Genomic DNA, 16,501 nt, shown 5'->3' with positions numbered 1-16,501 from the left:
CTTCGTCTATTCCGGGGCAGCATCCAAGGCACACCCATACGGCGGCTACGGCCCCTGACCTTGGACATGCCCCGCCCGGAAGGGGTGTACGCCTGTGCCCGCACTTGTGCTGCTCGGTGCTCAGTGGGGTGACGAAGGCAAGGGAAAGGCCACTGACCTGCTCGGTGGCTCCGTGGACTATGTAGTGCGCTACCAGGGCGGCAACAACGCCGGCCACACGGTCGTCGTAGGCGACCAGAAGTACGCGCTGCATCTCCTCCCTTCCGGGATCCTCTCCCCGGACTGTGTGCCTGTCATCGGCAATGGAGTCGTCGTCGACCCGTCGGTCCTGCTCTCCGAGCTGAGCGGTCTGAACGAGCGCGGCGTCGACACGTCGAAGCTGCTGATCAGCGGCAACGCGCACATCATCACGCCGTACAACGTGACCGTGGACAAGGTGACGGAGCGCTTCCTCGGCAAGCGCAAGATCGGCACGACGGGCCGTGGCATCGGCCCGACGTACGCCGACAAGATCAACCGCACCGGCATCCGCGTGCAGGACCTCTATGACGAGTCGATCCTGCAGCAGAAGGTCGAAGCGGCCCTGGAGCAGAAGAACCAGCTCCTGACGAAGGTGTTCAACCGCCGAGCCATCGAGGCGGAGCAGATCGTCGAGCAGCTCCTGGAGCACGGCGAGAACATCAAGCAGTACGTCGCCGACACCACGCTGATCCTGAACAACGCGCTCGACGAGGACAAGGTCGTCCTGTTCGAGGGCGGCCAGGGCACGCTCCTGGACGTGGACCACGGCACGTACCCCTTCGTCACCTCCTCGAACCCGACCGCGGGCGGCGCCTGCACGGGTACGGGCGTGGGCCCGACGAAGATCAGCCGGGTCATCGGCATCCTGAAGGCGTACACGACCCGCGTCGGCGCGGGCCCGTTCCCGACGGAGCTCTTCGACGCGGACGGCGAGGCGCTGCGCACCATCGGCGGCGAGCGCGGTGTCACCACGGGCCGGGACCGTCGCTGCGGCTGGTTCGACGCCCCGATCGCCCGCTACGCAACGCGCGTCAACGGCCTGACGGACTTCTTCCTCACCAAGCTCGACGTGCTCACGGGCTGGGAGCGCATCCCGGTCTGCGTCGCGTACGAGATCGACGGCAAGCGCGTCGAGGAGCTGCCCTACAACCAGACCGACTTCCACCACGCGAAGCCGATCTACGAGACGCTGCCCGGCTGGTCCGAGGACATCACCAAGGCCCAGACCTTCGCCGACCTGCCGAAGAACGCGCAGGACTACGTGAAGGCCCTGGAGGAGATGTCCGGCGCCCCGATCTCCGCGATCGGCGTGGGCCCCGGCCGCACGGAGACGATCGAGATCAACTCGTTCATCTAGCGCGTCCCGCGGCTCAGGCCGCACCCTGAAGGGGCGTTCCGGCACCGCCGGGACGCCCCTTCGGCCATCCCGGCCGGTCAGCCGCCCGTGTCCGCGCCGCAGACGCGCAGGCCCTCCGGGGTCGCGCAGGGCAGATGGCCGTGGGTGCGGATGACGTCGAGGCCGTTGCCGCGGGCGTAGGCGAGGAAGCTGGAGGCCAGCGAGTCGGCGGGTGGCAGGCCGTACGTGTAGGCGTACTCGATCTCGCGGTAGGGGTAGCCGGTCCTGGTGAGTTGCTCGACGGAGGGCTCGTGTCCTTCGAGGTCGAGGCGGTGCAGGCCCTTCAGGTCGGCGGCGGCGCGCAGCTCGCTGTAGCCGAGGGCGCCGGGGATGCGCTCGACGGCGTCCAGGACCTGGTCGGTGGAGTCCAGTTCGCAGCGGGTCACGGGGACGGAGGGGTCGTCCTTGCTCAGGCAGTCGTTCGACGACGCCTTGATCTCGAACGCCCCGGCCAGGACGCGGCGTTGGAGCGTGTCGCGGGTTCCCGAGCTGGAGCCGCGACTGACCAGGACCACCGGCAGATCGGGCCCGCCGAGTTCCTTCCAGTTGTGTACGTCGCCGCGGTAGATCCGCCGCACCTGCGCCAGCGTCAGATTGCGCAGCGGTACACGGTCGTTGAGTACGAGCGCGAAGAGGGAGACCGCGACGCGCGTCTCGGCCAGGCGCGGGAGGCCGTCCGACTTGGGCCCGTCGGAGAAGCTGAGGAGGGGCGGGGCGCCCTTCCGCTTCGCCTGACCGGTGTCGGGCCCCGCGAACTTCCTTCCCTCGTCGTCCAGTTCGCGCACCCCCGACGTACTGCCGTGCGCGCTGACCGTGATGTCCGAGCCCGGGCAGTCGTCCTCGTACTTCTCCGCCAGCTCCTGGGCGACCGGCGCGAACGCCGTCGAGCCGAGCACCGTCAGCTTGCCCGTCGCGCACTCGATCGGCGGCGGATCGTCGTTCCGCAGCACGATGATCGAGGCCAGCGTGACGACGGACAGGGTGAGCAGCACCGTCAGGATCCTGGCGGGCCGGGACAGGACCGGCGGCTTGTCGTCCGGGGTCGTCGAACGGTTCGGCCGCACCTCGCCCGCCTGGATGCCGCCCGACATGGTGATCTCGCCGCCGACAGGCCCGCCGGTGAGCAGCACGAGGAGCTTGTAGTGCTGGCCCCGGTTGAGCGGGACGCGCGGGATGCGCAGCGTGCTGCCCTCGTAGCGCAGGCCCGCGCCCGGCGTGAAGTGCTCCATCAGATGGTCCGCACCGGCCTGCGCGGTGACCGCGACGCCGCGGACCGTGCGGCCGGTGAAGACGGCGGTGAGGCCGTGCAGCGCGCGGCCGGTGTAGTCGGCGTCGGTGATCTCCTGAGAGCCGTCGTTCTCGACGCGCAGCAGGACGAGCGTGGCGTCCGACATCTCGGGGGTCTCGTCGAAGAGCCCGAGGCGCGTGTTGGCGCCGCCGCTCGGCACGTTGTCCCCTATGGCCGTGTCCATCTGCACGCGGTAGCCGACGCGCTTGCGGCGCGGCACCCGGCGTTCGTACCAGAGGGCGCCGACGGTGGCGAGCAGGCCGAGGACCGCCGTGAGCACGGCGATGACGTTTTCGGTGCTCAGCCAGTCCATGGCCGGTGACAGTAGGGGGCGTGGCGGGCCCCGGTGCCGGTATCGCCGTTCCGTCGGCCGTTGTTCGCCGCCGGTTCAGTTGGAGCGGTCGTACGTCAACTCGCCGCTGCCGTCCGTGTTCGCGCGCCGCAGCTTGCCGTTGCCGAGGATCGTCACGACGCTCGGCTGGCCCGGTGTGCAGGACGTCATGGGCTCGCCGACGGTGACCTCGGTGGGGCCGATGTGCAGCCGGTCGTCCGAGGCGGACTCCAGCTTCCCCTGGAAGACGCAGTGGTAGGTGCCGCCGCCCTTGGCCGGTCCGTCCGCCGTCACGGAGAGGACCGTGTCGCCCACCTCGCCCTGCTGGAGGGCGAGTTCACGGGTGCTGCTCCCCGCGTCGCTCTTCAGTCCGCCGCGCCACGTGCCCAGGTACTTCTCCGGCACGGTGCCCTCTTCGGCGCTGGACGTCGCCGATGCCCGCTCGGACGGCGCCGTGCTCGACGCGGTGGGCCCAGGGGTCGTCGGGGCGCTGCTCGCGGAGTTCTTGGCGTCCGTGCTCCCCTTGTTGTCGGTGCCTTCGTCGTTCATCACCGCGTAGACGGTGCCGCCCGCTCCTATGGCCACTATCACCGCCACGACGATGAGCGCGACGGTCGAGCGGGTGCTGCGGCGCGGGGGCTCGGGCGGGGGGAGGTAGCCGCCGCCGGGGCCGTAGGGCGGGGTGGGGCCGAAGCCCGAGGGCTGGTGGGGGTGTTGGGGCTGCTGGGGCTGTTGCGGGTAGCCGTACGCCGGGGCCGGGGCCGACGGCGGGGGTGTGAGGGCAGGGGGCTGGCCCGAGACCATGGTGGGGAGGTGGTTGAGGGGTGCGGTGCCCGGTCTGCCGGGGGGCGGGGGCGTGGCGTCGCCGCCGCCCGTGGGAGCGGGAGCAGGCGTGGGTGTGGGAGCGGAGGCCGGGCGTGGGGGCGGAGTGTCGTCCGTGCCCGCGTCCCTGCCCGCGTTCGTTCCCGCGTCCGTCTCGTCGTCCGGGTCCTCCGCGTCCAGCAACTGCACGGCGTGCCGCCCCAGTTGGGCCACCAGGGAGCCGGGCAGCCACGGTTCGAGGGTGCTGCCTCCCTCGCTGAGGGTGTCCTGCGCGCCCGTGCGTTCCAGGATGTCGTCCAGCGGGGGGCGGGCCGCGGGGTCCTTGTGCAGGCACGCGCCGATCAGCTCGGCGAGGCTCTCGGGGATGCCCTCCAGGTCGGGCTCCTCCTGCGCGATGCGGAACATCAGTGCGTGCACCCCGCTGTTGGCGGTGCCGAACGGCAGCATGCCGGACGCCGCGTACGCGAGGACGGAGCCCAGGCAGAACACGTCGCACGCCGGGGTGATCCGGTCCCCGCGCACCTGTTCCGGCGCCATGAAACCGGGCGAGCCGATCAGCGCCCCGGTGCGGGTGAGGCCGCCGTCGGTGATCGTCTCCAGGGCGCGCGCGATGCCGAAGTCGATGACGCGCGGGCCGTCGATGGTGACCAGGACGTTCGACGGCTTCAGGTCGCGGTGGACCAGGCCCGCGGCGTGAATGTCCTTGAGCGCGTTGGCGAGACCGGCCGCGAGGATGTTCACCGACCGCTCGGGCAGCGGTCCGTGTTCGTGCGAGACGACGCTCTGCAGCGAGGGCCCCGCGACGTATCCCGTGGCCACCCACGGGGTCGCCGCCTCGGTGTCCGCGTCGAGCACCGGCGCGGTCCAGACGCCGCCGACCTGCCGCGCCGCCGCGACCTCCTGCCGGAAGCGGTTCCTGAACTCCTCCTGCTCGGCGAGTTCCTGGCGGACCAGTTTCACCGCCACGGTCCGGCCGCGCCCGGACCGTGCGAGATAGACCTGACCCATGCCGCCGGCGCCGAGCCGCGCCAGCAGCCGGTACGCGCCGATCCGTGGTGGATCTCCTGGTCCGAGCCTCTCCATCGCCGCACCGGCCTTCCCCCGTTGGTGTGCAACAGAGTGAGGAGTGTACTGGCCGATCACGCGGTCCAGGCAGATGTCCGGTCCTACACGAAGGGTCTTACACGAAGGGTCTTACGCGAGGGGTCCTACATGAAGCCGATGTCGAGGGAGACTTCCTTCACCCCGGTGATGCCCTTCACGCCGCCGGAGCCGGCGGCGGGGTCGAAGTCGAAGTTCAGCACCGGGTCCGAGAAGTGACCGCAGGCGAGGACCGAGTCGTTCTTCGGTCCTTCGGTGGTGTCCCACTTGATCCACCAGACCGCGCACGCTCCGTCGGGCTCTCCGAAGCCGGGGCCGGGCAGGGTGTCGGTCAGGGTCCCCGAGACGCGGGCCACGCCGTTCTCGACGCAGACCTTGATCTCGCCGGTCGCCCCCTCGATCGTGTCGCTCTTGGTGACGCAGCCGGGCACCGTGTTCGCGGCCGGGCCGGGGGACGCGAGTGCCGCGGGCGCCATGACCGCTGTCGTGCTGCCGACGAGTGCTGTGAGAAGAGCCGCGTTCAGGAGTCGTCTCATGAGAAGGCCTTTCGTTACCGGCGGTACAGGACGTCGGAACGCTAGCCGCGGGCGATATCGCCCCCTTATCCGGCTGTTTCCGGCCACCGGATGTCGTCGAGGACGGTGGAAAGCCGCTCCAACACCCGTACGGTCTCGGCGAATTCGTCCTCGCCGAGCAGCCCGGCGAGCCGTCCCGCGAGCTCCGCGTGGCCCGGGCCGATCCGCGCGACGGCGGCCCGGCCCTCGTCGGTCGGCCGCAGCAGTTTGGCGCGGCGGTGCGCGGGGTTGGCCGTGTACTCGGCGAGGCCGTCGCGCACGAGGAGGTCCGCCACGCGCTGCACGCTCTGCCGCGTGATGCCCATCGCGCGGGCGATCCCGGCGACCGGCAGGGGCTCGCGCAGTACGGCGCCGAGCACCTGCCACCAGGCGGCGGTGAGCCCGGCGGGGCGCGCCAGTTCCTCGGACGCGCCGAGGAACTGGCCGTTCAGCCGGAAGACGGTCAGGGCCGTGCGGCTGAGCAGGTCCTGCTGGGCACGGACTTCTTCGTCGGTCATCTGTCCCTTACCGCCTAGGAGTTGAGCGTCTCGTACGCCGCCGGGTCCGAATCGTGGAACAGGCGGTACCAGGCGTCCAGCTTCTCGTCGTCGAGGACGTCGCCGAGCCGCCCGAAGATCTCTCGCGCGAACGCGACCGGCTCGGTCGGGCCCGCCGTGACCAGGTCGCCGTCGGTGACCGCGTCCGCGTCGACGTAGCGCTCGGCGCCCTTGTAGCCGGTGGCCGCCAGGTACATCGACACCGCGCTGGTGTGCGCCCGGTCGTCGAGCAGGCCCTCGCGGGCGAGGCCCGCGGTGGCCCCGCAGATCGCGCCGACCGGCACCCCCGCGGCGAGGAACGCGCGGGCCGTGCGGGCGAAGGGGGCGAGGCCGTCGCCGGTGTCCCACAGGTCGGCGCCCGGCAGGACCAGCAGCGAACTGTCCTCGGGGCGCAGCTCCGCGAGCGCCATGTCGGGTTGGACGCGGAGGCCGCCGATGCTGGTGACGGGGGCGGTGGAGAGCGCGACGGTGCGGATCTCGTAGCCGAAGCGGGCGAGCCACGCGGTGGTGTGTCCTGTCTCCCAGTCGGCGAGCGTGTCGTAGACGGCCAGGTGCACGGGCTTGCGGGACATGAGTACCTCCGGTGCAGGGCTTCGGGGTGTGCTTCGAGCTGCGCTTCGAGCTGTGCTTCGAGGTGTGCTTCGAGGTGTGCTTCGAGGTGTGCTTCGAGGTGTGCTTCGAGGTGTGCTTCGAGGTGTGTATGTAAGCATGCTGTCAAACTGGCAGCATGCTGTCAATGAGCATCGTTAACGTCCTCAGGGGGCGGCCTTAACCCGGCCGTCCCTAGCGTCCTCGGCATGGACAGCACACTGACCCTCAGCGCCCACCTGGGCCTCGACCTGGCCGCCGTCACGCTGCTGACCTTCGGCGTCTTCTATCCACGACACCGCAGGCGCGAGCTCGTTCCGGCGTACCTCGCCCTGAACGTCGCCCTGTTCGCGGTCGTCGCGGGGCTCGGCACGGTCGGCGGGGACGGTGGGCTCGCCCTCGGCTTCGGGCTCTTCGGCGTGCTCTCGATCGTGCGCCTGCGCTCCGACGCGCTCCAGCACCAGGAAGTCGCCTACTACTTCATCACCCTGGTCCTCGGGCTGCTCTGCGGACTGCCCGCCCTGAGCCTGCCCGTGGCGGCGCTGCTCGCCGCCGTGCTGCTCGCCGTGATGTACGGCGCCGACCACCCGAAGCTGTTCGCGCGCGACCGGCGCGCGATCGTCACCCTTGACGCCGTCCACCGAGAGGAGGGCCCGCTCCGCGCCGAGCTGGAGCGGCGCCTCGGAACGCCCCTGGGATGGACCGTCCAGGAAGTCGACTACGTACGCGATCTCATGGTGCTGGAAGTCCGTTTCCGTCAACCGGAACCTTCCGTACGGTCTCGGGAGTTGACGGTACGACGACGCACGACCCGGTCCAACACGATCGCCCCCCGTCACCCGAAGGAGACCGTGTGAACCCCGCCGTACGCGCCATCGGCCGCGCCGCCCTCGCCGCGCACCCCATCGCGCTTGACGAGGTCAACGCCAGGGCGGAGCTGCTCGCCCGGTACGACAACAGCTACCTCGTGCCCGTCGAGATCTTCGAGGATCTCGCGGCGCTCCTCACCGATCCACGCCGCGCCGGAGGCCCCTTCCGGTCCCTCAGCGTCGGCGGAAAGAGGTGGTTCCGCTATCACTCCACGTACTACGACACCCCTGATCTCGTGACCTTCCACGACCACCGGCAGGGGCGGCGGCTGCGCTACCGCATCCGTGAGCGCGTCTACCAGGACAGCGGTGAGCGGCAGTTCGAGATCAAGCTGAAGAGCGGGCGCGGCGAGACCGTCAAGCACCGCCAGCGCCTCGAAGGCGACGACCACGTCCTGGACGAGGCCAGGCGCGGCTTCCTCGCCGGTGTGCTGCGCGGGTCGTACGGAGTGGAGGCGCCCGACGGGCTCACCACCTCGCTGGTCACCGACTACCAGCGCGCCACGTTCGTCGCCGACGGGCAGCGCGTCACCTGTGACGCGGGGCTCGTCGTGCGCGACACGGTCTCCGGGCGGTCCGCCGCGGCCGACACGGGTCTCGTCCTCGTGGAGACCAAGACCAAGGGGCACCTCACCGAAGCCGACCGCGTCCTCCACCGGTACGGGGTGCGTGCGGCGGACTTCACCAAGTACTGCGGCGGGTACGCCGCCGTACGGCCCGAGTTGGGCATCAACAAGTGGGCCCGGGCCGTCCGGACCGCCTTTCCCCGGGCGGCGTGAGCCGGAACCTCACGGCTGAGCGAGGGGGAACGTCAGCGTGACGCGGGCGCCCTGCGGGGTGCTCGTCGTCTCGAAGCCGCCGTCCGCCTCCTCGGCCGTGCGGCGTGCGATGTCCAGGCCGAGGCCCGTGGAGCCCGCGCCGCTCGTGCCGCGGTCGGGGGCCGTTCCGTCGGGGAAGCCCGGGCCCTCGTCGGCGACGGTCAGCTCCGCCCTGTCGTCCGCCGTCCTGCGGACCACGACGGTGAACGGCGTGCCCTGCGGGGTGTGGTCGAGGACGTTGCCGATGAGCGCGTCCAGGGCCGCCGCCAGTTCGTCCTCCGGCACGGGGACCAGGACCGGGGCGGCCTCGGGAGGCGTCCTCGTCGCGGTCGTACGGTTCTGGTCCTCTGCCAACGGGAGCCAGAACGCCGCCCGTTCGCGCGCCACCGCCGCCAGGTCCGCGCGCGGTGTCTCGCGCAGCGGGCGTCTCGCCTTGCGGATGACGTCGTCCACGCTCCGTTCCAGCGCCGTGACGTCCGCGGCGATGCGGTCCGCCTCGTCCGCGTCGCGGAGCGTCTCCGCGTCCAGGCGCAGGGCGGCCACCGGGGTGCGCAGGCGGTGGGCGAGGTCGGCGGCGTTCTCGCGTTCGGCGGTGAGGAGTTCGTCGATGCGGGCGGCCAGGCGGTTCAGTTCGCCCGCCACCAGGCGGAGTTCGGGCGGGCCCTCGGGGGTGGCCCTGGCCGTCAGATCGCCCGCCGCCAGGCGGTCGGCGGTGCGGGCGAGGCGGCGGGTCGCGCCCACCAGACGGGCACCGAGCCGGTCGGCCAGGAGCAGGCCGAGGAGTACGAGGCCCACGCCGATGCCCGCCATGGCCAGCCAGGGAGCGAGGGTGCCCGCGTACAACTGCTGCTCGGTGACCGTCACTTGGACCACCGCCGTGCCGTCCTTGGCGCCCTGCACGGGGACCAGGATCTGGCGGCCGCCGGTCTTCGGTTCGTAGGTGAAGGCGCGGCCGGTGCGGGCGAGGCGGACGGCGTCGGTGACAGGAGTGGTGTGGTGCTCCTCCTGGCCGATGGTCGTGTCGTTCGCCAGGATCAGTGAAGTGGCGGGCAGGTGCGTGCCGTTGACGCTCTCCACGGTCTGCTCGGCGGTCTCCCTCTCGCTGGAGGTGGCCAGGGCGGGACCGATGGCGTGGGCCACCCACTGGGCCCGCGCCGTCGCCTCCGCGGTCGCCCGGTCGGCGGCGTGGGTGCGGGTGAGGAGGGTCAGGGGGACCAGGAGGGCGGTGAGGACCAGGGCGGTGGTCGCCGCCGTCAGGAGGAGGAGGCTGCGGCGCATCAGGGGGTGTCCGGGGCGTCTGGTGCGTGCGGGGTGTCCGGTGCCGCGAGCTTCACGCCCACCGTGCGGACCGTGTGGAGGTAGCGGGGGGACTGGGCCGTCTCGCCCAGTTTGCGGCGCAGCCAGGAGAGGTGGACGTCGACCGTCTTGTCCGCGCCGCCCAGGGGCTGTTGCCAGACCTCGGCGAGGAGTTCGCGGCGGGAGACCACCTGGCCGGCCCGGCGGGCCAGGTAGGCGAGGAGGTCGAACTCGCGCGGCGTGAGGTCGATCGTCGCGTCCGACAGGGCCACCTCGCGGGACGCCGGGTCGATCCGGAGGTCTCCGACGAGCAGGGGGTCCTCCGTCTCCGTCATGCCGAGGCGACGGAGCACCGCCTTGACGCGGGCGTCCAGTTGGGCGGCGCCGAAGGGCTTGATGATGTAGTCGTCCGCGCCCGCCTCAAGGACCGTGACCATCTCCGGCTCGTCGTCGCGGGCCGTCGCCACGATGACCGGGACGTCGCTGATCGCGCGCAGCATGCGCAGGACCTGGGCGCCGTCGACGTCCGGCAGGCCGAGGTCGAGTACGACCAGGTCGGGCCTGTCCGTCACCGCCGCGTCCAGGCCCGCCATGCCGCTCGGCGCGGTCGCCACCGCGTGGCCCTTGTCGCGCAGGGCCCGTACCAGGGCGCCGCGGAGCTGGGGATCGTCCTCGACAACGAGAAGATGTGCCATACAACCACCGTAGTCAGGGGCGGAACCGGAGTTTTCCGGGGGCTTAACCGGGCGTTAGGAAACGATGCGGCACAGTGGCGGGATGAGGAAGTGGCGAAGCGCCGTCGTCACCGCCGCGTGGGTGGCCGTGGGCACGGCGGCGGGGGCGCTCGGCGCCTGGCAGTTGGCCGGTGCGGACGCGGACGGCGGTGACGCCGCGCACAGTCGTCCGCTGGACGAGGCGGCGGTCCGCAGGGCACTGGCCCGCGCGTCGAACGCCCCGGCGGACCCGGGCTCTCCGAGTACGGCGACGGGATCCGCCAAGCCCAGTTCCCCGCCTACCCCGCCCGCCGCCGAGCGGTCCACCGTCCGATTCACCGGCGGCTCCGCGACGGTGGAGTGCCGCCAGGACGGAACCGTACGCCTGATCTCCTGGAGCCCGGCCGACGGCTTCCACATAGACGACGACGTGGAGCGCGGCCCAGCGGCAGTGGCCCGCCTGGAGGCCGAGCCGGCCGACGACGACGAACAGCCGGACCTCCACTACGAAATCCACTGCACCCAGCAGGGCCCCCAAGCCAAGGTGATCCCGGACACGGACGACGACTGAGAGAGGGCCCCGTAAGGGGCGGGCCCCGTAAGGGGCGCGGGGAACTGCGCAAAACACCAGCCCCGTGGACCCCGCGCCTACCCCACCGTTCCAGCCAGTCGCACGACACATTGTCGGGTTACGTCCCGCACGTCAGACAAGACGCCCATGTCGTGTCCACTCCCCGGACACTTACCCTCGGGCCCATGACCCCTCAGCCGAATCCGCAGGTCGGCGCCGCCGTGAAGGCCGCGGACCGCGCGCACGTGTTCCACTCCTGGTCCGCGCAGGAGCTCATCGACCCGCTCGCCGTCGCCGGTGCCGAAGGCTCGTACTTCTGGGACTACGAAGGCAACCGCTACCTCGACTTCACCAGCGGCCTCGTCTACACCAACATCGGGTACCAGCACCCGAAGGTCGTCGCCGCGATCCAGGAGCAGGCGGCGACGATGACGACGTTCGCGCCCGCCTTCGCCGTCGAGGCCCGCTCCGAGGCCGCACGCCTCATCGCCGAGCGGACCCCCGGCGACCTGGACAAGATCTTCTTCACGAACGGCGGCGCCGACGCCGTCGAGCACGCCACGCGCATGGCCCGTCTGCACACGGGCCGGCCCAAGGTGCTCGCCGCCTACCGCTCGTACCACGGCGGTACCCAGCAGGCCATCAACCTCACCGGTGACCCGCGCCGCTGGGCCTCCGACACCGGCACCGCGGGCGTCGTCCACTTCTGGGCGCCGTACCTCTACCGCTCCCGGTTCTACGCGGAGACGGAGCGGCAGGAGTGCGAGCGCGCGCTCCAGCACCTGGAGGACACCATCGTCTTCGAGGGCGCCCAGACCGTCGCGGCGATCATCCTGGAGACCGTGCCCGGCACCGCGGGCATCATGATCCCGCCGCCCGGCTACCTCGCGGGCGTGCGCGCGCTGTGCGACAAGTACGGCATCGTCTTCGTCCTCGACGAGGTCATGGCCGGTTTCGGCCGCACCGGCGAGTGGTTCGCCGCCGACCTCTTCGACGTCACGCCGGACCTGATGACCTTCGCGAAGGGCGTGAACTCCGGGTACGTACCGCTGGGCGGCGTCGCCATCTCCGGCGAGATCGCGGAGACCTTCGCCAAGCGCCCCTACCCGGGCGGGCTCACCTACTCCGGCCACCCGCTGGCCTGCGCCGCGGCCGTCGCCACGCTCAACGTCATGGCGGACGAGGGCGTCGTCGACCACGCGGCGAACCTCGGCGCCCAGGTCATCGAGCCGGGCCTGCGCGCCCTCGCCGAGCGCCACCCGTCGGTCGGCGAGGTGCGCGGCGTCGGCATGTTCTGGGCTCTTGAGCTGGTGAAGAACCGGGAAACCCGCGAGCCCCTGGTCCCCTACAACGCCACCGGCGAGGCCAACGCCCCCATGGCCGCCTTCGGCGCCGCCGCCAAGAAGCACGGCCTGTGGCCCTTCATCAACATGAACCGCACCCACGTCGTGCCCCCGTGCAACATCACGGAGACGGAGGCGAAGGAGGGCCTGGCGGCCCTGGACGCGGCGCTGTCGGTCGCGGACGAGCACACGGCGTAAAGGAGGCCCCGGCCCCGGGGAACCCGGACCACGTAGTCTGACGTGCTCGTAAGCAAGACGACCGACCACGTCAGACTCCGTGGGGGAACCCAGATGCCCGGCACCGACGGCCCCGCCGTCATCCGCAGCACTCTGCGCCAGCAGATCGCCGACGCGCTCCGCGACGAAGTGCTCGCGGGCAGACTCGAGCCGGGCCAGGAGTTCACGGTCAAGGAGATCGCCGAGCAGTACGGCGTCTCCGCGACCCCGGTCCGCGAGGCCCTGGTCAACCTCACCGCGCAGGGCCTCCTGGACGCCGACCAGCACCGCGGCTTCCGCGTCCACGAGCACACCCTCGACGACTACCGCGGCATGCTGGAGGCCCGCGGCCTCGTCGCGGACGGCATCTTCCGGGAGCTCATGGCGAACGGCGACGCCCGCCCGGACGCGGGCGAGGCCCTCATCTCCGTACGCCGCAGGGGCGAGGAAGCGGCCCGCGCGGCCTGCGCGGGCGACCTCAACGTACTGATCGGCTACGACCTGCGCTTCTGGCGCGAGCTCAGCGCCCTCTTCGGCAACCCCTACCTCTCGGACTTCCTGCACAGGCTCCGGGTGAAGTCCTGGGTCTGCGCTGTCACCCACCTCCGCCGCGAGAGCGACCGCAACGGCGGTGACCTGCGCGGCAGACTCTGGTCCCGGCACACCGAGCTGGTCGACGCGCTGGCGCACCGCGATCCGCGCGGCGCCCACGACATCGTGAGGGAGTACAACGCGCACTCCCTGGGGCTCATCGAGCGGCTGGCCGCTGAATGAACGTCGATCTCACCGTCGTCGTCCCCGCCTACAACGAGGAGCGGCGCCTGGGCCCCACCCTTGCCGCGATCCGGGAGCACCTGGAGTCCTCGGACCACGGCGAGTGGGAGCTGATCGTCGTGGACGACGGCTCCACCGACCGCACCGCTCAGATCGCGGCGGAGACGGCCGCCGAGGACCCTCGCGTCCACCTCGTCAGCGGCGACCGCAACCGCGGCAAGGGCCACGCCCTGCGCCTCGGCGTCCTCGCCTCCTACGGCCGCCTCGTCCTGATCACGGACGCCGACCTCGCCGCCCCCATCGAGGAGCTCGACGACCTCGCCAAGGCGCTCGGCGAGGGGCACGCGGCCGCGATCGGCTCCCGGGCGAGGCCTGGCGCGGACATCGGCACCCACCAGCACCGGCTGCGCGAGCTCCTGGGGCGTACCGGCAACTTCCTCATACGCACGGTCGCCGTCCCCGGAGTGCGCGACACCCAGTGCGGGTTCAAGCTCTTCGACGGCGACCTGGCCCGTGAGGCGTTCGCCGAGTCCCGGCTGCGGGGCTGGGGCATCGACGTCGAGATACTGCAGTACTTCCGGCGCGCCGGCTGGTCGGTCGCCGAGGTCCCGGTGCGCTGGTCCCACCAGGAGGGCTCCAAGGTCCGCCCCCTGGACTACGTCCGCGTCCTGGCCGAACTGACCCTCCTCAAGGCGCGTGCCGTCCGGCGTGCGGACGTCGTCGTCGCGGCCTTCTTCCTGGCCCTCGCGTTCGTGCTCTACTCGGGCCGCTGGGTGGACCCCGGCGGGCGCTACATCCCCGACTCCATGCAGGACCAGAACCAGTGGGAGTGGTTCTTCGCGGTGACGGCCGACAACGTCCGCCACCTGCACGATCCGCTCTTCACCACCCTGCAGAACTTCCCCGACGGCGTGAACCTCATGGCCAACACGGTCATGCTCGGCCTCTCCGTCCCGCTGGCCCCCGTGACCTGGCTGTTCGGCCCCGCGGTCGCCCTGAACGTGGCCATGACCGGGGGGCTCGCCGCCACCGCCGTCGCCTGGTACTGGCTGATCCTGCGGCGGCTCGTACGACACCGGGGCGCGGCCGCCGTCGGCGCGGCCCTCGCCGCCTTCGCGCCCCCGATGGTCAGCCACGCGAACGCCCACCCCAACTTCATCGTCCTGTTCATGATCCCGCTGATCATCGACAGGGCGCTGCGGCTCTGCGAGGGCACCCGCGTCGTCCACGACGGGGTGCTGCTCGGCCTCTTCGTGACGTACCAGATCTTCCTCGGCGAGGAGCCGCTGCTGCTCGCCGCCCTCGGCATGCTGCTCTTCGCCGTCGGCTACGCGGTGGCCCGCCCCGACCTGGCGCGCGCGGCGTGGCGGCCGCTGGCCAAGGGCATCGGGGTCGCCCTCGCGGTGACCGTGCCGCTCGTGGCGTACCCGCTGTGGTGGCAGTTCTTCGGCGCGCAGAGCTACAAGAGCGTGCTGCACGGCGACAACGCGGGCAACAGCCCGCTCGCCCTGATCTCCTTCGCCGAGCGCTCCCTGGCGGGCAGCGCGGAGAGCGTCCAGGGCCTCGCCATGAACCCCACCGAGGAGAACGCGTTCTTCGGCTGGCCCCTGGTGGCGCTCTCCTTCGCGATCGTCGTACGCCTCTGGGACCGCGCCGTCGTCAAGGCGCTCGCGTTCACGGTGTGCGGCGCCGCGCTGCTCTCCCTCGGGCAGAAGATCCGCATCCCGCTGACGGACATCGTCCTGCCGGGGCCCTGGAAGGCCCTCGCGGGGCGGCCGCTCTTCGAATCGGTCATCGAATCGCGGGTGGCGATGGTGTGCGCCCCGGCGCTCGGCATGCTCCTCGCGCTGGCGCTCGCGCGGCTGCTCGCCTCCCGGGGGCGGGGGCGCCACCTGGGGCTCGCGGCCGTCGCCCTCGCGCTCCTGCCGATCGTGCCCACGCCGCTGAAGGCCGTGGACCGGATCGAGGTGCCGCCGTTCATCGCGGACGGCACCTGGCGGACGTACCTCGGCCCCGACGAGACCCTCGTCCCGGTGCCCGTGCCGGAGCCAGCGAGCGCCGAGGCCCTGCACTGGCAGACCACCGCCGACCTGGGCTTCCGCCTCCCCGGCGGCTACTTCAACGGACCCTGGGGCCCGGACCGCATCGGCATCTACGGACCCGTGCCGCGCAACACCTCCAACCTCCTGCACGACGTCCGCGAGCTCGGCCGCGTACCGAAGGTCACGCCCGCCTGGCGGGCCGCCGCCCGCAAGGACCTGGAGTTCTGGAAGGCGGGCCTCCTGGTCCTCGCGCCGCAGCAGCACGACACGGAACTGCGCGCGACCGTGGACGCGCTCCTTGGCCGCCCCGGAAAGTGGGTAGGCGGAGTATGGATCTGGGACCTGCACAACGGTCCCTGACAGGACCGCCGCCCGACTACGCTGCCTGCACGCGAGGCAACGCACGACGCACGACGTCCGACGTCTACCGAGCCGACCCGAGGAGTCCTTCTTGGCCTGCGACCTGTGGCTGGTCCCGCTCGTCGATGTGTTGTGCCACAGCCCCGACAACCCCTTCGCGGAAGAGATCGCCGCCTACGACAAGGCGCTGCACGAGGCCGGACTCCCGTCGGTCCCCGTCTTCTCCTACATGCCGGGCCTGTCCGGCGACGTCGCCCCGGTGGCGGGCTTCGACTACGACGCGCTGCATTTCCTGCGCCGCGCCTACCTGCTGCGGATCTGCAACCTCGAGGTCACCCCGGTCGACGAACTGGGCGGCGACTACGAACAGCTCCTGGAGATGTTCGACGCCACGGCCCAGCAGTCGCACCTGGTCTGGCACTACGACCACGCGGGCGCGTACGTCCCCGTGGACTTCCCCGCGCCGCTGTCCAACGACGAACTCCTCGCGGGCGGCGGCCCGCTGGGCTCCGCCCAGGCGCTCCTGCGCGAGCTGGAGTTCGTGGCCCCCTCGATCGGCATAGACCCCGCGAACCCACCCCTGGCACCGACCCCGCCCGCGGGCCCCACGTCCCTGGAGGAACCGGCGGCCCCCGCCCCACCGGACGAGAGCCCCTTCGCCAGGGAACGCCACGTCTGGCTCGGCCTGCACGCGGCGACGACGAGGAGCCTGGCGCAGGGCTCGATGATCATCTACAGCTGAGGAATTTCAGCTGGGAGTTCCGCCCCGTCGCGAGCGGGGCGGAACTCCAGTCGGTGGGAGAAATTTCAGCCCGTCCGGTGGCCGCCGGACGGGCTCGGC

Annotated in this window: 16 protein-coding genes; 9 read left to right on the top strand and 7 right to left on the bottom strand. The window is 71.6% G+C overall.

Annotation, left to right across the window (positions count from 1 at the left end; translation table 11 throughout):
* The first annotated feature begins 94 nt into the window (after window positions 1-94).
* The gene (locus tag CP970_RS20180; RefSeq protein ID WP_055554362.1) at window positions 95-1,378 is read left to right on the top strand and encodes an adenylosuccinate synthase; all 1,284 of its coding nucleotides are present in this window, start codon (window positions 95-97) and stop codon (window positions 1,376-1,378) included.
* 77 nt (window positions 1,379-1,455) lie between these two features.
* Here the strand turns inward: CP970_RS20180 and CP970_RS20175 are convergent, their stop codons facing one another.
* From CP970_RS20175 to CP970_RS20155, 5 genes are all read right to left on the bottom strand, one after another.
* Window positions 1,456-3,018 carry a substrate-binding domain-containing protein gene (locus CP970_RS20175; RefSeq protein WP_055554360.1) on the bottom strand — a complete coding sequence of 521 codons (1,563 nt, stop codon included), beginning with the start codon at window positions 3,016-3,018 and terminating at the stop codon, window positions 1,456-1,458.
* Window positions 3,019-3,093: 75 nt separating this feature from the next.
* Window positions 3,094-4,941 carry a serine/threonine-protein kinase gene (locus tag CP970_RS20170; RefSeq protein ID WP_150493643.1) on the bottom strand — a complete coding sequence of 616 codons (1,848 nt, stop codon included), beginning with the start codon at window positions 4,939-4,941 and terminating at the stop codon, window positions 3,094-3,096.
* Between the two features lie 125 nt (window positions 4,942-5,066).
* Window positions 5,067-5,495 (bottom strand): hypothetical protein, encoded by a 429-nt coding sequence (locus CP970_RS20165; RefSeq protein WP_063806005.1) that lies wholly within the window; start codon window positions 5,493-5,495, stop codon window positions 5,067-5,069.
* Window positions 5,496-5,560: 65 nt separating this feature from the next.
* On the bottom strand, window positions 5,561-6,031 hold the full coding sequence (locus CP970_RS20160) for a MarR family winged helix-turn-helix transcriptional regulator (RefSeq protein WP_055544344.1): 471 nt from the start codon (window positions 6,029-6,031) through the stop codon (window positions 5,561-5,563).
* A 14-nt stretch (window positions 6,032-6,045) separates the two neighbouring features.
* Entirely contained in the window at window positions 6,046-6,642 is a 597-nt protein-coding gene (locus CP970_RS20155) for a DJ-1/PfpI family protein (protein ID WP_055544345.1), read from the bottom strand.
* An 11-nt stretch (window positions 6,643-6,653) separates the two neighbouring features.
* Between CP970_RS20155 and CP970_RS45550 the strand changes: the two genes are divergently transcribed.
* From CP970_RS45550 to CP970_RS20145, 3 genes are all read left to right on the top strand, one after another.
* Entirely contained in the window at window positions 6,654-6,776 is a 123-nt protein-coding gene (locus CP970_RS45550) for a hypothetical protein (RefSeq protein WP_263406798.1), read from the top strand.
* Window positions 6,777-6,867: 91 nt separating this feature from the next.
* On the top strand, window positions 6,868-7,515 hold the full coding sequence (locus CP970_RS20150) for a DUF4956 domain-containing protein (RefSeq protein ID WP_055544346.1): 648 nt from the start codon (window positions 6,868-6,870) through the stop codon (window positions 7,513-7,515).
* Window positions 7,512-8,306, top strand: coding sequence for a VTC domain-containing protein (locus CP970_RS20145; RefSeq protein ID WP_055544347.1), 795 nt, complete (start codon window positions 7,512-7,514; stop codon window positions 8,304-8,306). The genes CP970_RS20150 and CP970_RS20145 overlap by 4 nt, the downstream gene beginning before the upstream one ends.
* Before the next feature lie 9 nt (window positions 8,307-8,315).
* On the opposite strand, the gene CP970_RS20140 is transcribed toward CP970_RS20145, so the two are convergent.
* Both CP970_RS20140 and CP970_RS20135 read right to left on the bottom strand, forming a co-directional pair.
* Entirely contained in the window at window positions 8,316-9,623 is a 1,308-nt protein-coding gene (locus CP970_RS20140) for a sensor histidine kinase (RefSeq protein ID WP_055544348.1), read from the bottom strand.
* Entirely contained in the window at window positions 9,623-10,336 is a 714-nt protein-coding gene (locus CP970_RS20135) for a response regulator transcription factor (RefSeq protein ID WP_055544349.1), read from the bottom strand. Before CP970_RS20135 ends, CP970_RS20140 begins: the two co-directional genes overlap by 1 nt.
* A gap of 82 nt (window positions 10,337-10,418) precedes the next feature.
* Between CP970_RS20135 and CP970_RS20130 the strand changes: the two genes are divergently transcribed.
* The 5 genes from CP970_RS20130 to CP970_RS20110 all read left to right on the top strand — a co-directional run bounded on the left by CP970_RS20130 (window position 10,419) and on the right by CP970_RS20110 (window position 16,402).
* Complete coding sequence (locus tag CP970_RS20130; RefSeq protein ID WP_055544350.1) at window positions 10,419-10,925, top strand: hypothetical protein; 507 nt, start codon at window positions 10,419-10,421, stop codon at window positions 10,923-10,925.
* A gap of 185 nt (window positions 10,926-11,110) precedes the next feature.
* Window positions 11,111-12,466 (top strand): aspartate aminotransferase family protein, encoded by a 1,356-nt coding sequence (locus CP970_RS20125; RefSeq protein WP_055544351.1) that lies wholly within the window; start codon window positions 11,111-11,113, stop codon window positions 12,464-12,466.
* A 93-nt stretch (window positions 12,467-12,559) separates the two neighbouring features.
* Window positions 12,560-13,258: a GntR family transcriptional regulator gene (locus CP970_RS20120; protein ID WP_055544352.1), complete on the top strand. Its 699-nt coding sequence runs from the start codon at window positions 12,560-12,562 to the stop codon at window positions 13,256-13,258.
* Entirely contained in the window at window positions 13,255-15,660 is a 2,406-nt protein-coding gene (locus tag CP970_RS20115) for a dolichyl-phosphate beta-glucosyltransferase (protein ID WP_055544353.1), read from the top strand. The genes CP970_RS20120 and CP970_RS20115 overlap by 4 nt, the downstream gene beginning before the upstream one ends.
* Before the next feature lie 91 nt (window positions 15,661-15,751).
* On the top strand, window positions 15,752-16,402 hold the full coding sequence (locus tag CP970_RS20110; RefSeq protein ID WP_150493641.1) for a hypothetical protein: 651 nt from the start codon (window positions 15,752-15,754) through the stop codon (window positions 16,400-16,402).
* Window positions 16,403-16,501 lie beyond the last annotated feature (99 nt).

It is taken from the genome of Streptomyces kanamyceticus, assembly GCF_008704495.1.
Lineage (GTDB): Bacteria > Actinomycetota > Actinomycetes > Streptomycetales > Streptomycetaceae > Streptomyces > Streptomyces kanamyceticus.
This window is presented reverse-complemented; position numbering and strand designations above follow the sequence as displayed.